The sequence below is a fragment of the Pseudomonas sp. G5(2012) genome (assembly GCF_000408945.1).
In the GTDB taxonomy this organism is placed as follows: Bacteria; Pseudomonadota; Gammaproteobacteria; order Pseudomonadales; family Pseudomonadaceae; genus Aquipseudomonas; species Aquipseudomonas umsongensis.
On record NZ_APIO01000120.1, the window covers coordinates 1 to 17,364 of the forward strand.

Here is a 17,364-nt window from a genome sequence, read left to right on the forward strand (position 1 = left end):
GTGGGAATGCAGCCCGGGACGCTCCGCGTCCCTTTAAGCGCCGAACGCGCAGCGTCCGTTGAGGCATTCCCACGCAGAGCGTGGGAACGATCAGGTCACCGGCGCAGATATGAGCCGAAATCGATATCCCCGGCACTCAGGATCGCCTGCACGCGGTTGTGCACGTTGAGCTTGCGCAGGATCGCCGAGACGTGGGCCTTCACCGTGGTTTCGGCGATTTCCAGGGTATAGGCGATCTGTTTGTTCGATTCGCCCTTGGTCATGCGCTCCAGGACCTGCAGTTGCTTGCGGGTCAGGGCCTGGAGCAGTTCCGGCGGGAAGCTCGGGGCATCGTTCATCCGCCGGTGCGTGCTGCTTTTTGCGGTGCGGATGATGTCCGGCGGCAGGTAGACATTGCCGTTGAGGATCTGCTGGATCGCTTCGGTCATCTGCGCACGTGGCGAGGATTTGGTGATGAAACCCACCGCGCCGTAAGTGATGGCTTGCAGGACGATCTGTTTGTCCTGCTCGGCGGAGACGATGACCACGGGAATGGTCGGCGCTTCGTTGCGCAGGTTGATCAGGCCATTGAGCCCGTGCATGCCGGGCATGTTCAGGTCGAGCAGGATAAGGTCCAGGTCATCGTGTTCCTGGGTCAGCGCGAGGGCACTGTCGAGGTCGGCGGTCTCCATCACCTCGCTACCGGCAAAGCCATCGCTGATGACGTTGTGTATGGCTTCGCGAAACAGCGGGTGATCGTCGGCAATCAGAATTTTGTACATGGCCTTTCACCTCATTATTTTGATTATGGTGTGGCAACAACACGCACGCGTAAAGCTCAGGGAAAGGGTTCGGGCTGGGCTGGCGTGACCGGCAGCCTGGCAGCCTGCCAGGCGTCGAGGCCATCGCGATACCAATACAGTGATTTATAGCCCAGGCTGGCCGCGCGTTTGACCGCATTCCAGCTCAACCAGCAATCGGAGCGGCAGTAGAAGACCAGCGGTTGCGTCGGGTTGCCGGCCGTCAGTTTTTTCAGGTTGTCGGCGAAATACGCCTGCCACTGCGGCGTCAGCTCACCGTCGCCCGTGTTGGCCAGCCAATGGCTGCCGGGCAGGTTTTCGTGGAGTTGGTCTTCGATGAAGCGGCCTTGCAGCCATTGGCGGCGGTAGACGTCGATCAGCACCGGGCGCAGGTCCTGTTCAAGCAGATTTTGCAGGATGGGTGTATCGATGATGGTCGCGTCCTGCATCACGTCCGGCGTAGGGCTGCGGTACAGGTCGATGCGATAGCCGTCATGGGAAAACAGCGGGGTTTGGGCGTGTACACCGCCCAGCCACAGGCTCAGCGACAACGCAGCGAGTGTGGGACGCAACAGGTGACGTCGGGCACGCGGCATGGGGTAGGTCCTTATAGTTATGAACCCATTACATGCCAGTCGCGCTGCGTTGGGAATGCGACGATAGACAGGTAAAACCAGTACTAAAGTAGTAAGTTTTCTGTGGCGAGGGGATGATCAGGGAGTGTCAGCTGGATTTGCGCAGGGCCGCGTGTTGTGGGTTGAAGGTGAGCACGGCGAGCAGGGCGAACAGCAGGGTCAACCCTACGCACACCGCCAGCGCCAGCGGATTGAATCGTTCGTACAAGGCAAAGCGCACCAGCTCCACCGCATGGCTGAACGGGTTCACCGCGCATAGCCAGTACAACCACTCGCTGGCTTCGCGCATTTTCCACAGCGGATACAGCGCTGAAGACAGGAAAAACAGCGGGAAGATCACGAAGTTCATTACCCCGGCGAAGTTCTCCAACTGGCGGATAGCGTTCGACAGCAACAGGCCCAGTGCGCTGAGCATCAACGCCACCAGCAACAGCGCCGGCAGGGCAACCAGCAAACCCATGGCTGGCGGTCGCACGCCGTAGAGCCAGGCGATCGCCAGGAAGGCATAGACCTGCAGCAGCGAGATCAGCGAAGTGGCCAGCAGCTTGCTGCACAGCAGGAAGGTTCGGGGCAGGGGGCTGGTAAGCAGTACGCGCATGCTGCCCATCTCGCGGTCATAGACCATCGACAGTGACCCTTGCATGCCGTTGAACAGCAGGATCATGCAGGCCAGTCCCGGGATGATGTAGACCTCATACGGAATGTAGGTGTCATAGGGTTCGATGATGGCGATTCCCAGTGCCGCGCGAAACCCCGCGGCGAACACCAATAACCACAGCAACGGCCGCACCAGGGCGCTGAGAAACCGCGTGCGTTGCAGTACGAAGCGCAGCCACTCGCGCAGGACGATACCGCGCAAGCATTGCCAGTAGGCGTTCATTGGGCAGCTCCTGGAGTGGTCAGGCGAGTGAAGGCCGAGCCCAGGTCGCCACCGTATTCCAGGCTCAGTGCGTCGGCCTGTCCGCTGGCTACCAGGCGGCCCTGGTGAAGGATCAACAAGTCATCGCCGGGCTGCACTTCGTCGAGCAGATGAGTGGTCCAGAGCACGCTGATGTGCTGCTCGTGGCACAGCGTGCGAATGTGCAGGTTGAGCGCCAGGCGACTGGCCGGATCGAGGCCGGCGCTGGCTTCGTCGAGCAGCAACAGACGCGGTTCATGCAACAGCGCGCGGGCGATTTCCACCCGGCGGCGATGGCCGCCATTGAGTTCGCGCACCCGTTCGCCACGGCGCTCGTCCAGGGCCTGGCGAGCCAGTTCCGCATCGACCCGCAAGCCGGTCTCGCGGCGGGACAAGCCATGCAGCGCGGCGTGATAACGCAGGTTCTGCTCGACGCTCAGGTCCAGGTCCAGGGTGCTTTGCTGGAACACCACACCCAGCTGTTTCAGCGCCGGACGCGGGGCGCTGCGCAATGAACAGCCGCCGACCCGGATATCGCCGTGCTGCAGGTCATAGAGGCGGGTGAGCAAAGCGATCAGGGTTGATTTGCCGGCGCCGTTAGGCCCCAGCAGCGCGGCGAAACGCCCGGGTGCGAGGCTGAAATTCACCTGGCGCAAGGCCTCCCGAGGCCCGTAGGCAAAACTCAGGTCGCTGACTTCCAGGGCGTTCATGGGGTCACCACCACGCCCCAGGGATAACGTCCGACCTTCACCGATTTGCTGACCTTGAGGTTGTCGACATCGATCACCGAGACATCGCCGCTGACGCCATTGGTGGCGAGCAACTGCTTTTGATCGGGGGTGAAAGCCAGTTGCCAGACACGTCGGCCCACCAGCAGGTAATCGAGGATCTCGAAAGTCTTGGCGTCGACGACCGCCACGTGGTTGGCCGGCCCCAGGGCAACGAAGGCGTACTTGCCGTCGGCGCTGAGCTTGATGCCCACCGGCTGCACTTTGTCCGGGTGCACGCCCTTGATCTGGAAGTTCAGGGTCTTGAGGATGTTGCGGTGGGCGACGTCGAGAATCGTCACCGTGCCACCGATCTCCGCCGAGGCCCAGAGCTGCGAACCGTCGTTGTTGAATTCGACGAAGCGCGGCCTTTGATCCACCAGCGTGCTGTCGGCCAGGGTCTGGGTGCTGGTGTCGATCCAGTGCAGCATGTTGGTGGTTTCGCTGGTGTTGACCGCCCACTTGCCGTCAGGGCTGACGGCCATGCCTTCAGGCTCGACACCGACGTTGATCTGCCCGAGGACCTTGGACGTCTCGGTGTCGATCACCGTGACCAGCGCATCGTCTTCGTTGGAGACGTACAGCCAGCGATTGTTAGGGTGCAGGGCGAATTGCTCGGGGTCTTTACCCGAGGGCAGTTCCTTGATGATCTTGCGGGTGGCCACGTCCATCACCTGGACCCGGTCCGAGTCGCTGGCGCAGATGTACAGCAACTTGTTGTCATGGGACAGCAACAGGCCACGGGGGCGCTGGCCGACAGCGAGGGTGTCGGTGACTTGCAGGGTCTGCATGTCGATCAGGCTCAGGCTGTTGTCCTTTTCATTGGAGACCCAGGCGGTGCTGGCGGCGGCATGGCCCGTGGCGAGCAGCAGGGCGCAGGAAATCAGAGTGCGGCGCATGGCAGTTTCCTTGTTGTAGTTGTTGTATTCAGGGAAAGCGGCAACTGACCTCGGGCTTGTCGTAACCCAGGCTGTCCATCTCGTTGAAGGGGTGCAGGAAGCCGTCCTGGGGTGAGGTGCTGACCAGGGCCCGCGGCTGCACGATCGGAATCGGTTGGCGCAGTTGGCCGTTCCACGGGCGGTAACTGAGCTTGCGTCCCTTGAAACCGTCCAGCGGCAATTGATCGCTGATTTCCAGGTCGCGGATGGCCATCGGCTCGGTTTGCCGCGACTTGCTGACGGCGCTGGCGATGCTGCGCACGGCGATCCAGGCCGCAAAGTCACGGTCATTCATCCAGCGCCCGGCCAAGGCTTCGAAGCGTTTCTGTAGTTGTGCGGCGCCATAGGTTTCCACGGTCTTGTGCCAACCCACCGGGGTCAGGCCCTGGGTACCGGCAACCGGCCGCGGGTACCAGGTCTGGTACGGCACGTACTCACCGAAATCACCGCGCTCATCGGCCACCAGCACCACGTCGTATTCGGCGGTCTGGGTGAACAGCGGCATGTCGGCCTGGGCGCTGCGCCGTTGATCGTTATCGAAGCTCCAGGGTTTTTCCGCCACCAGTTGCAAGCCAAAGCGCTTGGCCGCGCGGCGCAGGGCCGCGGCATAGGCTTGATCGTCGCCGGTCGGGCCAACGATCAGCAGCGCCCGCTGCCATTTGCGCACTACCAGAAATTGCGCCAACGCGTCGGCGAGCATCGCCCGGCTCGGCAGGCTGTGTAGCACGTTGGGCAAGCAATCGGTGCTGCGCAGGCTGTCGTCGGGGCTGCCGGCATTGAACAGAAGGCTATCGGGCAGCGCTGCACTAAGTTGGCTCAGGCTGCTGGCAGGTGCGTTCACCACGAACAGGCGCAGGCCTTGGTCGTGCTGGTTTTTTGCGGCGCTGAGCAAGGCTTCGGGACTGTCGACGCTGGCGCTGACCAGGCTGTAGGCGTGCTTGAGAAAACGCCCGGTGCTGTTGCTGTCGGTGATCGCCAGTTCGGCGCCGCGCAACCCGGCGTCGCTGGGTTCGGGGATGACGTTCGACAGCAGCGGGCCAGGGTCCGGGCGATAGCCCAGGTAGCCGATCCGTACCTGCAACGGCGCGTCCGCCGCCTGGCTTTGGGTGACCAGCCCGGCGGCGCAGGCAATCGCCAGCAGGTAGATCAGGGCGTAAGGGGCAAGCTGGCGCATAGGGCACTCCATTACAGGTAGCGCCAGCATAGGAAGCCCATGCCGCCGGGGAAATATGCAGAAAGTACCAAGCAGCCAGTACCAAGGTAGTAGCCCGCGCCGGGCGGCGCGGTTTTAGCATGATCAACAACGGCCACTGCTCTGGAGGGGATTGACCATGCGTATCGTCAAGGCACTGCTCCTGCCGTTTTTGCTGATCCTGACCCTGATCGGCGTCGACCGGCTCCACGGCTCGCGTCCCGTGGCGCTGCAGGTCATGCCCGCGACACCGGGGCGCTAGGCATGTCAGCCCTGTGGCGGATCAATCTGTGGGTCTGCGGTTTTTTTGCGCTGGTGACCCTGGCTTGCATGACGTTGTTGGTGCATCAAGCGCTGCAGGACGTGGAACGTGAGCTGCAATCGGCCGAAGCGGTGGTCGAGTACCTGAGCGAAACCGCCGAACGTGACCCGATCAGCCTGCAACCGCGGCTGACCCAAGGCCTGCGTCACGTCCGCGTACGCTGGCTGGGGCCGGAGGAACAGCCACCGCTAGCCGTGCAAGGCGGGCTCGATGCCTGGCTGGGCCGCCTGCTGTTCGCCGAAGTGCGTCATGGCGCCAGAATCCTCGATCTGGCGGATGGCCGACGGGTGCAGATTGCGCTTGATCCACGGGATGAAATCGACGAAGTCTGGGACTCCGTGCAACAACTGCTCAGCCTGTGTGCGATGGCCCTGGTGGTCAGTCTGCTGACCATCCGCTGGGCGGTGCGTCGTGGCATGGGTCTGCTCGATGAGCTGCTGCGGGCGTTCCAGCAGGTGTGTGCCGGACAGCTCACAGTGCGCCTGCGTCCAGAAGGGGGGCCGGAGGCGCGGCAACTGGCGACGCATTTCAACCGCATGACCGTCGCGCTGGAACAGGCTGGTAGCGATAATGCCCGGCTGACCCAGGCCTTGCTGGCGGTGCAGGAACAGGAACGTACCCAGCTGGCCCAGACCCTGCACGACGATCTCGGCCAGTACCTGGCCGGGATCCGTGCGCAGGCGTGCCTGTTGCGCCTGGCGGCCGATCAACCGCAGACCGTCGAGCGCACGATGCGCGAACTGGAGCACAACTGCGAACACCTTCAACAAGGCTTTCGGGCCCTGGTGCACAACCTCTATCCGGTGGTCCTGCAACACTTGCCGTTGGCCGAAGCCATCACGTTGCTGGTGGAGCAATGGCAAGGCCGGCAGGGTATTGATTGTCGGCTGCGGCTCAGTGCGCAGTTACCGGCGCTGTCGGGGCCGGACAAAACCCATCTGTACCGATTGCTGCAAGAAGCCCTGACCAACATCACCCGGCATGCCGACGCCAGTCAGGTGCGGGTGCGCCTGCAACATCACGGCGCACGCTTGCGCCTGCTGGTGCGCGATAACGGTCGCGGTGCGGAGCAACCACAGCGCCCCGGTGTCGGGCTGTATTCGATGCGCGAACGCGCCCGCAGCCTGGGCGCTGAGTTGCGCATCATCAGCCAGCCCGGCGCCGGTTGGGCGCTAACCTTGAGCGTGCCTTTGGAGGTTTCATGAGTATTCTGCTGGTCGATGACCATGCGGTAGTCCGCCAGGGCTACGCCAGCTTGTTGCGAGCGCTGTTGCCGACGATGGAAGTACGCGAGGCGGCAACGGGCGAGGAGGCGTTGCTGCGGGTTCAGGACAGCGTGCCGCACCTGGTGATCATGGATTTCGGCCTGCCGGGTATCAGTGGCCTGGAAACCACTCGGCGGCTGCGGCAACGCCTGCCACAATTGCGGGTGCTGTTTTTCAGCATGCACGATGAACTGCCGCTGGTGCGTCAGGCACTGGAGGCAGGGGCATCGGGATATTTGACCAAGAGCTCGGCGCCAGAAGTGTTGATCGAGGCGGTGCGGCGCGTGCTCGCAGGCCATGCCTACATCGAACAACCGCTGGCCACTCAACTGGCCTGCCATCGCCAGCAGGACGCCAGCGACCCGCGCTTGCAGAGCATGACCCAGCGCGAGCTGGAGATTTTCGTGATGCTCGCCAAAGGCACCCCCACGCGGCAGATCGCCGAGCAGTTGAGCATCAGCAGCAAGACCGTTTCCAATCACCTGACGTTGCTCAAGAGCAAGTTGCAGGTGAGCTCCCATGCCGAGCTGGTGCATCTGGGGATTGATATGGGGGTGGTGCGCAAGGCGGGCTGACGCGCTATCACGGGCAACGCAAATCCCCCTGTGGGAGCGAGCCTGCTCGCGAAAGCGGTGTGTCAGTCGATGCATGTGTTTACTGTCACTCCGCTTTCGCGAGCAGGCTCGCTCCCACAGTGATTAAGTGCTCACCTGTCCCATGTCGTCGGGCACCCCGTGCAGCCCTCCATGTTCGCATCCTGGAAATTCGCATAATGCTGGCGCGAGCCGCCGAGGTTGGCGTTTTCCAGGTTGCTTTCGCCCAACTTGGCCTCTTGCAGGTTGGCGTCGCTGAGGTTGGCGCCCTTGAGATCGGCCTTGCTCAGCCAGGTCATCTCCAGATCGGCGGCGCCCAGGTTGGCGTTGTGCAACCTGGCCCCGGACAGCCGCGCGAATTGCAGGTCGGCGGCGCTGAGGTCGGCGTTCTCGAATTGCGCGCCCTGGGCGAACAGCCCCCAGCCCTGGATTGCCACCAGCGTGGCGCCGGTGAAATCAGCCAGGCGCACATTGCTTTGTTGCAGGCTGGCGCGGGTCAGGTTGGCGCCCTGTAGCTGGGCCTGTTCCAGGTTGGCCAGGTCGAGGCGGGCGTGGCGCAGGTCGGCCTCGCGCAGGTCGGCACCGCTCAGGTTCATGTTGCGCAGGTCCTGGTTACGCAGGTTGGCGCCCTTGAGTTTGGCGCCGGGGCATTGGCTGTGTTCGGCGATGGTGCAGCCGTTGATGATCAGTGGGGTGTCGCCGCCGTCGTCGGCGTGGACCAGCTGCAGGGTCAGTAGAAGAAACAGCGGCAGGTATTTCATGGCAGGGTTCTCTTGGGCGTGAGATTGCCGAACGGACGCAGAGCGTCCGGGGCTGCATTCCCACGCAGAGCGTGGGAACGATCAGGTGTTGGGGTGTTATTTTTGCGCGGTCTGGTTATCCCAGCTCGGAATCTTGAACACCCAGAACGATCCGCCTTGAGCCACCGGCTTGGTCAGCTCCGCCATGTCGCCGCCCCACAACGGCACCGCGCCGCCGTAGCCCACGGTCACGCCGATGTACTGCTCGCCGTCCTGCTCCCAGGTGATCGGTGGGGAAACGATGCCGCTGCCGGTCTGGAATTTCCACAGTTCCTTACCGGTCTTGGCATCGAAGGCCTTGAAGAACCCGTCGCCGGTACCGGTGAACACCAGGTTGCCCTTGGTCGCCAGCACGCCGGCCCACAGCGGCAGGTGTTCCTTGTGCTCCCAGACCACTTTGCCGGTGGTCGGGTTCATCGCCCGCAACGTCCCGACGTGATCGTCGTACATGCGCTTGATGCGGAAACCCATGCCCAAATAGGCCGAGCCTTTCTTGTAGTTGACCTCTTCGGTCCAGTATTCCTCTTTCCACTGGTTGCCCGGGATATAGAACAGCCCGGTGTCCTGGCTGTAGGCCATGGGGTTCCAGTTCTTGCCACCGAGGAACGGCGGCGAGACTTCCACGGGCTTGCCCTTGGTTTCCCCCGGCAACGGCTTGGCCGGACGCTGGCCTTCGTTTTCCACCGGGCGGCCGGTCTTGAGATCGATGTGGCTGGCCCAGGTGATGTTGTCGACGAAGGGGAAGGCGTTCTGCAATTTGCCGTTGTTTCGGTCGACCACATAGAAGAAGCCGTTGCGGTCGGCGTGGCCGGTGGCCTTGACCGTTTTGCCGTCCTTGTCCTTGTAGTCGAACAGCACCAATTCGTTGTTGCCGGAGAAGTCCCAGGCATCGTTCGGCGTGTGCTGGTAGAACCATTTCACTTCGCCGGTGCTCGGGTCGACGCCGACCTGGCCAGAGGTGTAGAGGCTGTCGTAATCGTGTGGGTTGCCGTCCTTTGAGGTGCGCGCCCAGGTGTTCCATGGGCCTGGATTACCGGCGCCGACGATGATGGTGTTGGTTTCGGCATCGAAACTGGCGCTCTGCCAAGGCGCGCCGCCACCATGGCTCCAGGCTTCGACCTTGCCGGTTTCGGTGGTCGGATCGTTCGGCCACGACGGCGCCTTTACGTCGCCGGTCGGGGTGCTGTCCTTGCCGTTCAAGCGGCCCATATGGCCTTCGACGAAAGGCCGCATCCAGACTTCCTCGCCGGTGTCCGGATCCCGGGCGAAGAGCTGGCCGACCACGCCGAACTCGTCACCGGAACTCCCATGGATCAACAGCACCTTGCCGCTGGCCTTGTCCTTGATCAGCACCGGCGCGCCGGTCATGGTGTAGCCCGCGGCGTGGTCGCCGAACTTCTTGTTCCACACGACTTTTCCGGTGTTCTTGTCCAGGGCGATCAGCCGAGCATCTAGGGTGCCGAAGTAGATTTTGTCGCCATAGATCGCCGCGCCGCGGTTGACCACGTCGCAGCACGGCCGAATGTTGTCCGGCAGGCGATGGTTGTAGGTCCACAGGCGCTTGCCGGTCTTGGCATCGAGGGCGAATACCCGCGAATACGAGCCGGTGACGTAGACCACGCCGTCGCTGACGATCGCCTGGGATTCCTGGCCGCGCTGTTTCTCGTCGCCGAAGGAGTAAGACCAGGCCGGAGTCAGCTTGAACACGTTCTTGTCGTTGACCTGGGCCAGTGGGCTCCAGCGCTGGGCGTTAGTGCCCATCCCGTACTGCAGCACGTCCTTGGTGGTCAGGTGATCGTTGGCAATGTCTTCCCAACTCACGTTACGGGTGGCGCTGGCCGGTGCGGTCTCGGCGAATCCGGCAGGGCTCAGGGACAGGCTGCCGACCAGCAAAAAAGCGTGTACGGCGACGGTCAAGGGGGAAAGGGCGGGTAGCGATCTTATTGTCATGGTTGCAGTTCCCAGTGGAGGTTTTGACCTGCACAGGGTGGGGCGCCGGGGCGGACGGCGGATACGGAAAATGTCCCGCCGTTGCCGGGAAAACTTCCCATGTGCCACCTGATTTAGGTGTCCCTCCAAGGCCTTACTACCAAGGGATTAGGCGCCGACCACCAAAGCAGCATGGGGTGCATGCCATGGGGTTTCTAAGATGGCTGCCATAGCCTCTGCCAAGAGGTCTTGCGTGCAATCCTGAGGGCATAACAATGACAACAAAACGCAACGCCTTGCTCGTGACCGGGCTGCTGGTCGGTCTTATCAGTGCGGGTTCCGTCTGGGCCCACGGCAATGTGGTGCCGCAGGCCGTCGCCACCCAGGGCCTGACCCCGATCAAGGATGCCGGCGTACCGCTCGATGCCGATGGCTGGGCAGCGGTGAACCCTTACCGTACTTCCCCGGAACATGATAAGGCGGTGGAAATCGGCGCGTCGGCCTACAACCAGAACTGCGCGGCCTGTCATGGCCTGGAAGCCAAGTCCGGTGGCATCGCCCCCGATTTGCGCATGCTCGATGTCGCGGATGCCGGTGATGAGTGGTTCGTCGAACGAGTACGCCACGGCGCGGTGCGTGATGGTCGGGTCTACATGCCGAAAATGGCTGATTACCTGAGCCAGGAAGCCCTGTGGGCGGTGCGTACTTATCTGGACAGCGTCCACGTCGAGGAGTGACCCATGCGCCTGCTCGCGGTGTTGATCAGCGCTGTGTGGCTGTGCTGCCAGTCGGTGCAGGCGCAGGTTCGCAACTATGACGAAATGATCGCCGCCGGTGAGCTGAAAGTGGCGGTCTACAAGGACTTCGCCCCCTACAGTTTTGAAGACGCGGGCCAGCCCCGGGGCGTGGACGTGGAACTGGCCCAGGCGCTGGCTAAGGCCCTGGGTGTGCGTTTGACGCTGATCTGGGCGCCCGCCGGGGAAAAGCTCGACGATGACCTGCGCGATTACATCTGGCGTCCCAGCCCACTGCACAATCAGCAACTGGCCGACCTGATGATGCGGGTGCCTTATGACCGCGATTACGCGCAGAAACGCAACGAATTCGGCGAGATGGAAAACGGCCATGTGGTGATGTTCGGCCCTTACCAGAACGAGCAATGGCAAGTCGCTTACGACCGCCGCCGGCTGGACAAGGTCGCCAGCGTCGCGGTGTTTGAACAGCACCCGATCGGCGTCGAAGTCGACAGCGTGCCTTCGTTCTACCTGACCTCGGTGTTCAACGGCATGCTCGCCGGCAAGACCCGCCACTACCCGGGCGTGCCTCAGGCGTTTGCGGCGATGAAGGCCGGTGAGGTCGACGCCGTCATGGCCATGCGTGGCGAAATCGACTGGCAGGTGCACGAAGCCGCCGACCCGCAATTGGCCCTGGCAGAAAACGCTTACCCGAACATGGGCAAGCAACTCTGGGAGATCGGCATGGCCGTCCACGAAAGCAACCGGCAACTGGCCTATGCCGTGGAGGAGGCGCTGGAAAGCCTGATCCGCGAGGGTTCGGTGAAAACCATCTACGGCCAGTACGGCTTGCGCTACGACGTGCCCGAAATGTACCAATAGGAGCAGGCGATGAATTGGCAAAGGAGTTGTCTGTTGGCCTGCTGTTTGAGCCTGGCGGCCCATGCGGGCGCTGTCGATCCCGGCAAAGACCCGGTGCCGTCGGTGATGTGGGCCTTCTATCACAAGCAAATGCTCGGTGAGGCGCCGTTCGTGTTCGATGAGCGGGTCAAGCTGCTGGCGCCACCGTTCGCCGAAGACGCACGTCAAGTGCCGCTGGAAATCGATGCCCGAGCCTTCAAGGGCGAAGTGGTCAGGATCCTCGCCTGGGCTGAACTCAACCCCTTGCCGAAAATCGTCGATTTCCAGCCGCTCAGTGGCGTGCTGCCATGGCTGTCGATCCGCATCCGCGTCGAACAGGCGACGCCTTTGCGCGCGGCGGTACTGACCCGTGACGGCGTGTGGCATGTGGGGTCGACCCTGATCGACGCCGCGGGTGGCGGCTGTACCGCGCCAAGCGTGGTGCGCACTGAGGCGGGTTGGGAAGAGCATGTCGGTGAGGTGCTCGGCCGTCGTTATCCTCGTGGTGAATTCAGCCGCGTGCGCGTGCAGGTAGCGCATCCGATGGACAACGGGATGGTCAGTGGCATCCCGGAATTTTTCCTCGAACATGCCGAGCTGCGCGATCAGCACGATCAACTGCTGGCCCGTCTCGAACTGTTCCCCGCCGTCAGCGAAAACCCCAGCCTGGCCTTTGATATCGAAGGGGCAGGGCAGACGCGCCTGTTGCTACGCGATAACAGCGGCAACCAATTCGATGCGTCGATCCCCTGAATTCAAGGAGCCTGTCATGCGCTGGATGCTGCTGTTGTTGCTCGGCCTGGGCCTGCCAGCCATGGCCGATCTCGAATATTCGCTCAAGCCCAGGCAAATCGCCGAAGACACCTGGTTGCTGGAAGGCAGCACCGATAATTTTGCCAAGGACAATGGCGGCAACATCGTCAACACGGCATTCATCGTTACCGAGCGCGGCGTGGTGGTGATCGATACCGGGCCGTCCAGACGTTACGGCGAGGCCATGCGCCGGGCCATAGCGGCGACCACCGACAAGCCGGTGATCCAGGTCCTGTTGACCCATCATCATCCTGATCATGTGCTGGGCAACCAGGCGTTTACCGACGTGCCGATCGGCGCCCTGGCCGGCACCACTGAGTTACTGCAAAAGCAGGGCGATGCCATGGCCGAGAACATGTACCGGCTGGTGGGCGACTGGATGCGCGGCACCGAAGTGGTGTTGCCGAACCGGGCGCTGGCGCCTGGTGTGGAAAGTTTTGGGAATCACGATCTGCGCCTGCTGAGCCTGGGTGGGCATACGGGTGCGGATCTGGCTATTCTCGACCAGCGAACCGGCGTGCTGTTTGCCGGCGACCTGGTGTTTTATCAACGGGCACTGACCACGCCCAACAGTCCGGGGCTGTCGGTGTGGCTGGCCGATATCGCGACTCTGCAGTCTTTGCCGTGGAAACTGATCGTGCCCGGTCACGGCCCGCTGGCCAGTGATCCGCAACCCTTCGCACAGATGCGCGATTACCTGGGCTGGCTCGATCAATTGATGCGCGACGGTGCGGCCAATGGTAGCGACATGAGCGAGATGATCCGCAGCCCGATTCCCGAACGGTTCGCCGGGATCAGCCTGAGCCGCTACGAGCTGATTCGCAGCGTCAGTCATTTGTACCCGCGATACGAGCGTGCGCAGATGACGCGAGTCGATTCCGCCGCAAACAACTGACCCACCCCAATCCCCTGTGGGAGCGGGCTTGCTCGCGAAGGCGTTGTGTCAGCCACGAACATGCTAAATGACCCACCGCTTTCGCGAGCAAGCCCGCTCCCACAGGGAATCGGTGCTGGTCAGCATCCAACCCTGTACCAAGGAACTAGGAATCTCCACATTGCGGGCAATTGTTGTCCGGGCGGCGGCGCCCAAGAATCTGCACCAGACCGGGAAAATTTCCCGGAAATAACAAAAAACTGCAGAGGAAGCCGTCATGACTCAACCCGCACGTCGCCAGCCCTTCGTCTTGAGCCTGTTGCTCAGTGCCATGCTGTTGTCCGGTCAGGCATTGGCCGGGGTTTCCGACCAGGACATTCTCCAGGACCCCAAGAACCCCGAGCAGGTCGTGACCAACGGCCTGGGTGTGCAGGGGCAGCGCTACAGCCCGCTGGATATCCTCAATGTCGACAACGTCAAGGAGCTGCGACCGGCGTGGGCCTTCTCCTTCGGCGGGGAAAAGCAGCGCGGTCAGCAAGCGCAACCGATGGTCAAGGACGGTGTGATGTACATGACCGGCTCCTATTCACGGGTATTCGCCGTGGATGCACGCACCGGCAAGAAACTCTGGCAATACGACGCGCGCCTGCCGGATGACATTCGCCCCTGCTGCGACGTGATCAACCGTGGCGTCGCGCTGTACGGCGACCTGGTGATCTTCGGCACCCTCGACGCCAAGCTCGTGGCGCTGAACAAGGACACCGGCAAGGTGGTCTGGAGCAAGAAAGTCGCCGACCACAAGGAAGGCTACTCGATCAGCGCCGCGCCACTGGTGATCAACGGCAAGCTGATTACCGGCGTGGCTGGTGGCGAATTCGGCGTGGTGGGCAAGATCGAAGCCTACGACCCGAAAAACGGTACTTTGCTATGGTCCCGGCCGACGGTCGAAGGCCACATGGGTTACGTCTACAAGGACGGCAAAGCCGTGGAAAACGGCATCTCCGGCGGCGAGGCGGGCAAGACCTGGCCGGGTGACCTGTGGAAGACCGGTGGCGCGGCGCCTTGGCTGGGCGGTTATTACGACCCGGAAACCAACCTGCTGTTGTTCGGCACCGGCAACCCGGCACCGTGGAACTCGCACCTGCGCCCTGGCGACAACCTGTACTCGTCGTCGCGCCTGGCGCTCAACCCGGACGACGGCACCATCAAGTGGCACTTCCAGAGCACGCCCCACGACGGTTGGGACTATGACGGCGTCAACGAACTGGTGTCGTTCAACTACACCGAGGGCGGCAAGGAGATCAAGGCGGCGGCCACCGCTGACCGCAACGGTTTCTTCTACGTGCTCGATCGCACCAATGGCAAATTCATCCGTGGCTTCCCGTTCGTGGACAAGATCACCTGGGCCACCGGCCTGGATAAAACCGGCCGGCCGATCTACAACGAAGCCAGCCGTCCTGGCGCACCGGGCACTGAAGCCAAGGGCAGCTCGGTGTTCGTAGCGCCGGCATTCCTCGGCGCGAAAAACTGGATGCCGATGGCCTACAACCGCGACACAGGGTTGTTCTACGTGCCGTCCAACGAGTGGGGCATGGATATCTGGAACGAAGGCATCGCCTACAAGAAAGGTGCGGCGTTCCTCGGTGCCGGCTTCACCATCAAGCCATTGAATGAAGACTACATCGGCGTGCTGCGGGCGATCGACCCGAAAACCGGCAAGGAAGTGTGGCGGCACAAGAACTTCGCGCCGCTGTGGGGCGGGGTGCTGACCACCAAGGGCAACCTGGTATTCACCGGCACGCCGGAAGGTTTCCTGCAGGCGTTCAACGCCAAGACCGGCGAGAAGGTCTGGGAATTCCAGACCGGCTCCGGCGTACTCGGCTCGCCCGTGACCTGGGAAATGGACGGCGAGCAGTACGTCTCGGTGCTCTCCGGCTGGGGCGGCGCCGTGCCGCTGTGGGGCGGCGAAGTGGCCAAGCGGGTGAAGGACTTCAACCAGGGCGGCATGCTCTGGACCTTCAAGCTGCCCAAGGACCTCGTCGCCAAGCACTGATCCGAATCCGCCACATAACCCCTGTGGGAGCGAGCCTGCTCGCGATGGTCGTCAACGATGACGTGGGGTGTCTGGTGCCCCGCGGCGTTCTCAGGTTCATCGCGAGCATGCTCGCTCCTACAGGGGGAGGGGGCGGTGTGAAATATACGACCAAATAACGAGAGTCCCTCCTGCCAACGATGCATTCGTCTGGCACTCGGGGCTCTCTAGTATCGGTTCATCGCCTGTCGACACGACAGGCATCGACCCAGACAGAGGCCCACCATGATCTACGCCCAACCCGGAACACCTGGCGCCGTCGTTACTTTCAAGCCACGCTACGGCAACTTCATCGGCGGCGAATTCGTCGCGCCGGCCAATGGCGAGTACTTCACCAACACCTCGCCGGTCAACGGTGAAGTGATCGCGGAATTCCCGCGCTCCAGCGCCGCCGATATCGAGAAGGCCCTGGACGCCGCCCATGCCGCCGCCGATGCCTGGGGCAAGACTTCGGCCCAGGACCGCTCCCTGGTGCTGTTGAAAATCGCCGACCGCATCGAGCAAAACCTGGAGATCCTCGCCGTCACCGAAACCTGGGACAACGGCAAGGCGGTGCGCGAGACCCTCAACGCCGACGTACCCCTGGCGGCCGACCATTTCCGTTACTTCGCCGGCTGCATCCGCGCCCAGGAAGGCGGCGCCGCCGAGATCAACGAGCTGACCACTGCCTATCACTTCCACGAGCCATTGGGCGTGGTCGGGCAGATCATTCCGTGGAACTTCCCGCTGCTGATGGCCGCCTGGAAACTCGCGCCAGCGCTGGCCGCGGGCAACTGCATCGTGCTCAAGCCCGCAGAGCAAACGCCGCTGTCGATCATGGTCTTCGCCGAATTGATTGCCGACCTGCTGCCGGCGGGTGTACTGAACATCGTCCAGGGCTTCGGTCGCGAAGCCGGCGAGGCCCTGGCCACCAGCAAGCGTATCGCCAAGATCGCCTTCACCGGCTCGACCCCCGTCGGCGCCCACATCATGCATTGCGCCGCCGAGAACATCATTCCGAGCACCGTCGAACTGGGCGGCAAGTCGCCGAATATCTTCTTCGAAGACATCATGAACGCTGAACCCGCGTTCATCGAAAAAGCCGCCGAAGGCCTGGTACTGGCGTTCTTCAACCAGGGCGAAGTCTGCACCTGTCCGTCCCGGGCACTGGTGCAGGAATCGATCTACGAACCGTTCATGGCCGAAGTCATGAAGAAGATCGTCAAGATCAAGCGCGGCAACCCGCTGGACACCGAGACCATGGTCGGCGCCCAGGCATCCGAACAGCAATACGACAAGATCCTTTCGTACCTGACCATCGCCCAGGAGGAGGGCGCCGAGCTGCTCACTGGCGGCGCGGCCGAGCGCCTGGAGGGTGACCTGTCCAGCGGCTATTACATCCAGCCGACGCTGCTCAAGGGCCACAACAAGATGCGCGTGTTCCAGGAAGAAATCTTCGGGCCGGTGGTGGGTGTCACCACCTTCAAGGACGAAGCCGAAGCGCTGGCCATCGCCAACGACAGCGAGTTCGGCCTCGGTGCCGGTCTCTGGACCCGCGACATCAACCGCGCGTACCGCATGGGCCGGGCGATCAAGGCTGGGCGCGTGTGGACCAACTGCTACCACCTGTACCCGGCGCATGCGGCGTTTGGTGGCTACAAGAAGTCCGGCGTCGGCCGGGAGAACCACAAGATGATGCTCGACCACTACCAGCAGACCAAAAACCTGCTGGTGAGCTACGACATCAATCCGCTCGGGTTCTTCTAACTCACTGACTGCACATAAACCCCTGTAGGAGCTGCCGCAGGCTGCGATCTTTTGATCTTGGAATTCACAATCAAAAGATCGCAGCCT

The 17,364-nt window shown here is 62.5% G+C and carries 17 protein-coding genes; 9 read left to right on the forward strand and 8 right to left on the reverse strand.

Annotated features, from left to right (window positions below; genetic code table 11):
• Window positions 1-95: 95 nt before the first annotated feature.
• The 6 genes from PG5_RS28560 to PG5_RS28585 form a co-directional block, all read right to left on the reverse strand.
• Window positions 96-761 (reverse strand): response regulator transcription factor, encoded by a 666-nt coding sequence (locus PG5_RS28560; protein ID WP_008056546.1) that lies wholly within the window; start codon window positions 759-761, stop codon window positions 96-98.
• 56 nt (window positions 762-817) lie between these two features.
• A complete protein-coding gene (locus tag PG5_RS28565; RefSeq protein WP_020800561.1) occupies window positions 818-1,375 on the reverse strand; it encodes a PQQ-dependent catabolism-associated CXXCW motif protein in 558 nt (185 codons plus the stop codon).
• Window positions 1,376-1,502: 127 nt separating this feature from the next.
• The gene (locus PG5_RS28570) at window positions 1,503-2,294 is read right to left on the reverse strand and encodes an ABC transporter permease (RefSeq protein WP_020800562.1); all 792 of its coding nucleotides are present in this window, start codon (window positions 2,292-2,294) and stop codon (window positions 1,503-1,505) included.
• Window positions 2,291-3,022 carry an ABC transporter ATP-binding protein gene (locus PG5_RS28575; RefSeq protein ID WP_020800563.1) on the reverse strand — a complete coding sequence of 244 codons (732 nt, stop codon included), beginning with the start codon at window positions 3,020-3,022 and terminating at the stop codon, window positions 2,291-2,293. The genes PG5_RS28570 and PG5_RS28575 overlap by 4 nt, the downstream gene beginning before the upstream one ends.
• The gene (locus tag PG5_RS28580; RefSeq protein WP_020800564.1) at window positions 3,019-3,978 is read right to left on the reverse strand and encodes a YVTN family beta-propeller repeat protein; all 960 of its coding nucleotides are present in this window, start codon (window positions 3,976-3,978) and stop codon (window positions 3,019-3,021) included. The genes PG5_RS28575 and PG5_RS28580 overlap by 4 nt, the downstream gene beginning before the upstream one ends.
• Before the next feature lie 28 nt (window positions 3,979-4,006).
• Window positions 4,007-5,191: an ABC transporter substrate-binding protein gene (locus tag PG5_RS28585; RefSeq protein ID WP_020800565.1), complete on the reverse strand. Its 1,185-nt coding sequence runs from the start codon at window positions 5,189-5,191 to the stop codon at window positions 4,007-4,009.
• Between the two features lie 157 nt (window positions 5,192-5,348).
• Between PG5_RS28585 and PG5_RS35085 the strand changes: the two genes are divergently transcribed.
• Genes PG5_RS35085 through PG5_RS28595 form a run of 3 tightly spaced genes read left to right on the forward strand, consistent with a single transcriptional unit; the run spans window position 5,349 to window position 7,371 of the window.
• The gene (locus tag PG5_RS35085) at window positions 5,349-5,471 is read left to right on the forward strand and encodes a hypothetical protein (protein WP_020800566.1); all 123 of its coding nucleotides are present in this window, start codon (window positions 5,349-5,351) and stop codon (window positions 5,469-5,471) included.
• 2 nt (window positions 5,472-5,473) lie between these two features.
• On the forward strand, window positions 5,474-6,736 hold the full coding sequence (locus PG5_RS28590; protein WP_020800567.1) for a histidine kinase: 1,263 nt from the start codon (window positions 5,474-5,476) through the stop codon (window positions 6,734-6,736).
• Window positions 6,733-7,371 (forward strand): response regulator transcription factor, encoded by a 639-nt coding sequence (locus PG5_RS28595; protein WP_020800568.1) that lies wholly within the window; start codon window positions 6,733-6,735, stop codon window positions 7,369-7,371. The genes PG5_RS28590 and PG5_RS28595 overlap by 4 nt, the downstream gene beginning before the upstream one ends.
• Window positions 7,372-7,502: 131 nt before the next feature.
• Here the strand turns inward: PG5_RS28595 and PG5_RS28600 are convergent, their stop codons facing one another.
• Together PG5_RS28600 and exaA are read right to left on the reverse strand one after the other, a co-directional pair.
• On the reverse strand, window positions 7,503-8,150 hold the full coding sequence (locus PG5_RS28600; protein ID WP_020800569.1) for a pentapeptide repeat-containing protein: 648 nt from the start codon (window positions 8,148-8,150) through the stop codon (window positions 7,503-7,505).
• Between the two features lie 96 nt (window positions 8,151-8,246).
• Entirely contained in the window at window positions 8,247-10,139 is a 1,893-nt protein-coding gene (gene exaA / locus PG5_RS28605; RefSeq protein WP_020800570.1) for a quinoprotein ethanol dehydrogenase, read from the reverse strand.
• A gap of 254 nt (window positions 10,140-10,393) precedes the next feature.
• Between exaA and pedF the strand changes: the two genes are divergently transcribed.
• From pedF to PG5_RS28635, 6 genes are all read left to right on the forward strand, one after another.
• Window positions 10,394-10,855 (forward strand): cytochrome c-550 PedF, encoded by a 462-nt coding sequence (pedF, locus tag PG5_RS28610; protein WP_020800571.1) that lies wholly within the window; start codon window positions 10,394-10,396, stop codon window positions 10,853-10,855.
• Between the two features lie 3 nt (window positions 10,856-10,858).
• Complete coding sequence (locus tag PG5_RS28615; RefSeq protein WP_020800572.1) at window positions 10,859-11,734, forward strand: ABC transporter substrate-binding protein; 876 nt, start codon at window positions 10,859-10,861, stop codon at window positions 11,732-11,734.
• A 9-nt stretch (window positions 11,735-11,743) separates the two neighbouring features.
• Window positions 11,744-12,505, forward strand: coding sequence for a quinoprotein dehydrogenase-associated SoxYZ-like carrier (locus tag PG5_RS28620; protein WP_033044233.1), 762 nt, complete (start codon window positions 11,744-11,746; stop codon window positions 12,503-12,505).
• A gap of 16 nt (window positions 12,506-12,521) precedes the next feature.
• Window positions 12,522-13,460 (forward strand): quinoprotein relay system zinc metallohydrolase 1, encoded by a 939-nt coding sequence (locus tag PG5_RS28625; RefSeq protein WP_020800574.1) that lies wholly within the window; start codon window positions 12,522-12,524, stop codon window positions 13,458-13,460.
• Window positions 13,461-13,716: 256 nt separating this feature from the next.
• Window positions 13,717-15,492, forward strand: a complete 1,776-nt coding sequence (locus PG5_RS28630) for a PQQ-dependent methanol/ethanol family dehydrogenase (protein ID WP_020800576.1) — start codon at window positions 13,717-13,719, stop codon at window positions 15,490-15,492.
• A gap of 264 nt (window positions 15,493-15,756) precedes the next feature.
• A complete protein-coding gene (locus PG5_RS28635; RefSeq protein ID WP_020800578.1) occupies window positions 15,757-17,277 on the forward strand; it encodes an aldehyde dehydrogenase family protein in 1,521 nt (506 codons plus the stop codon).
• Window positions 17,278-17,364 lie beyond the last annotated feature (87 nt).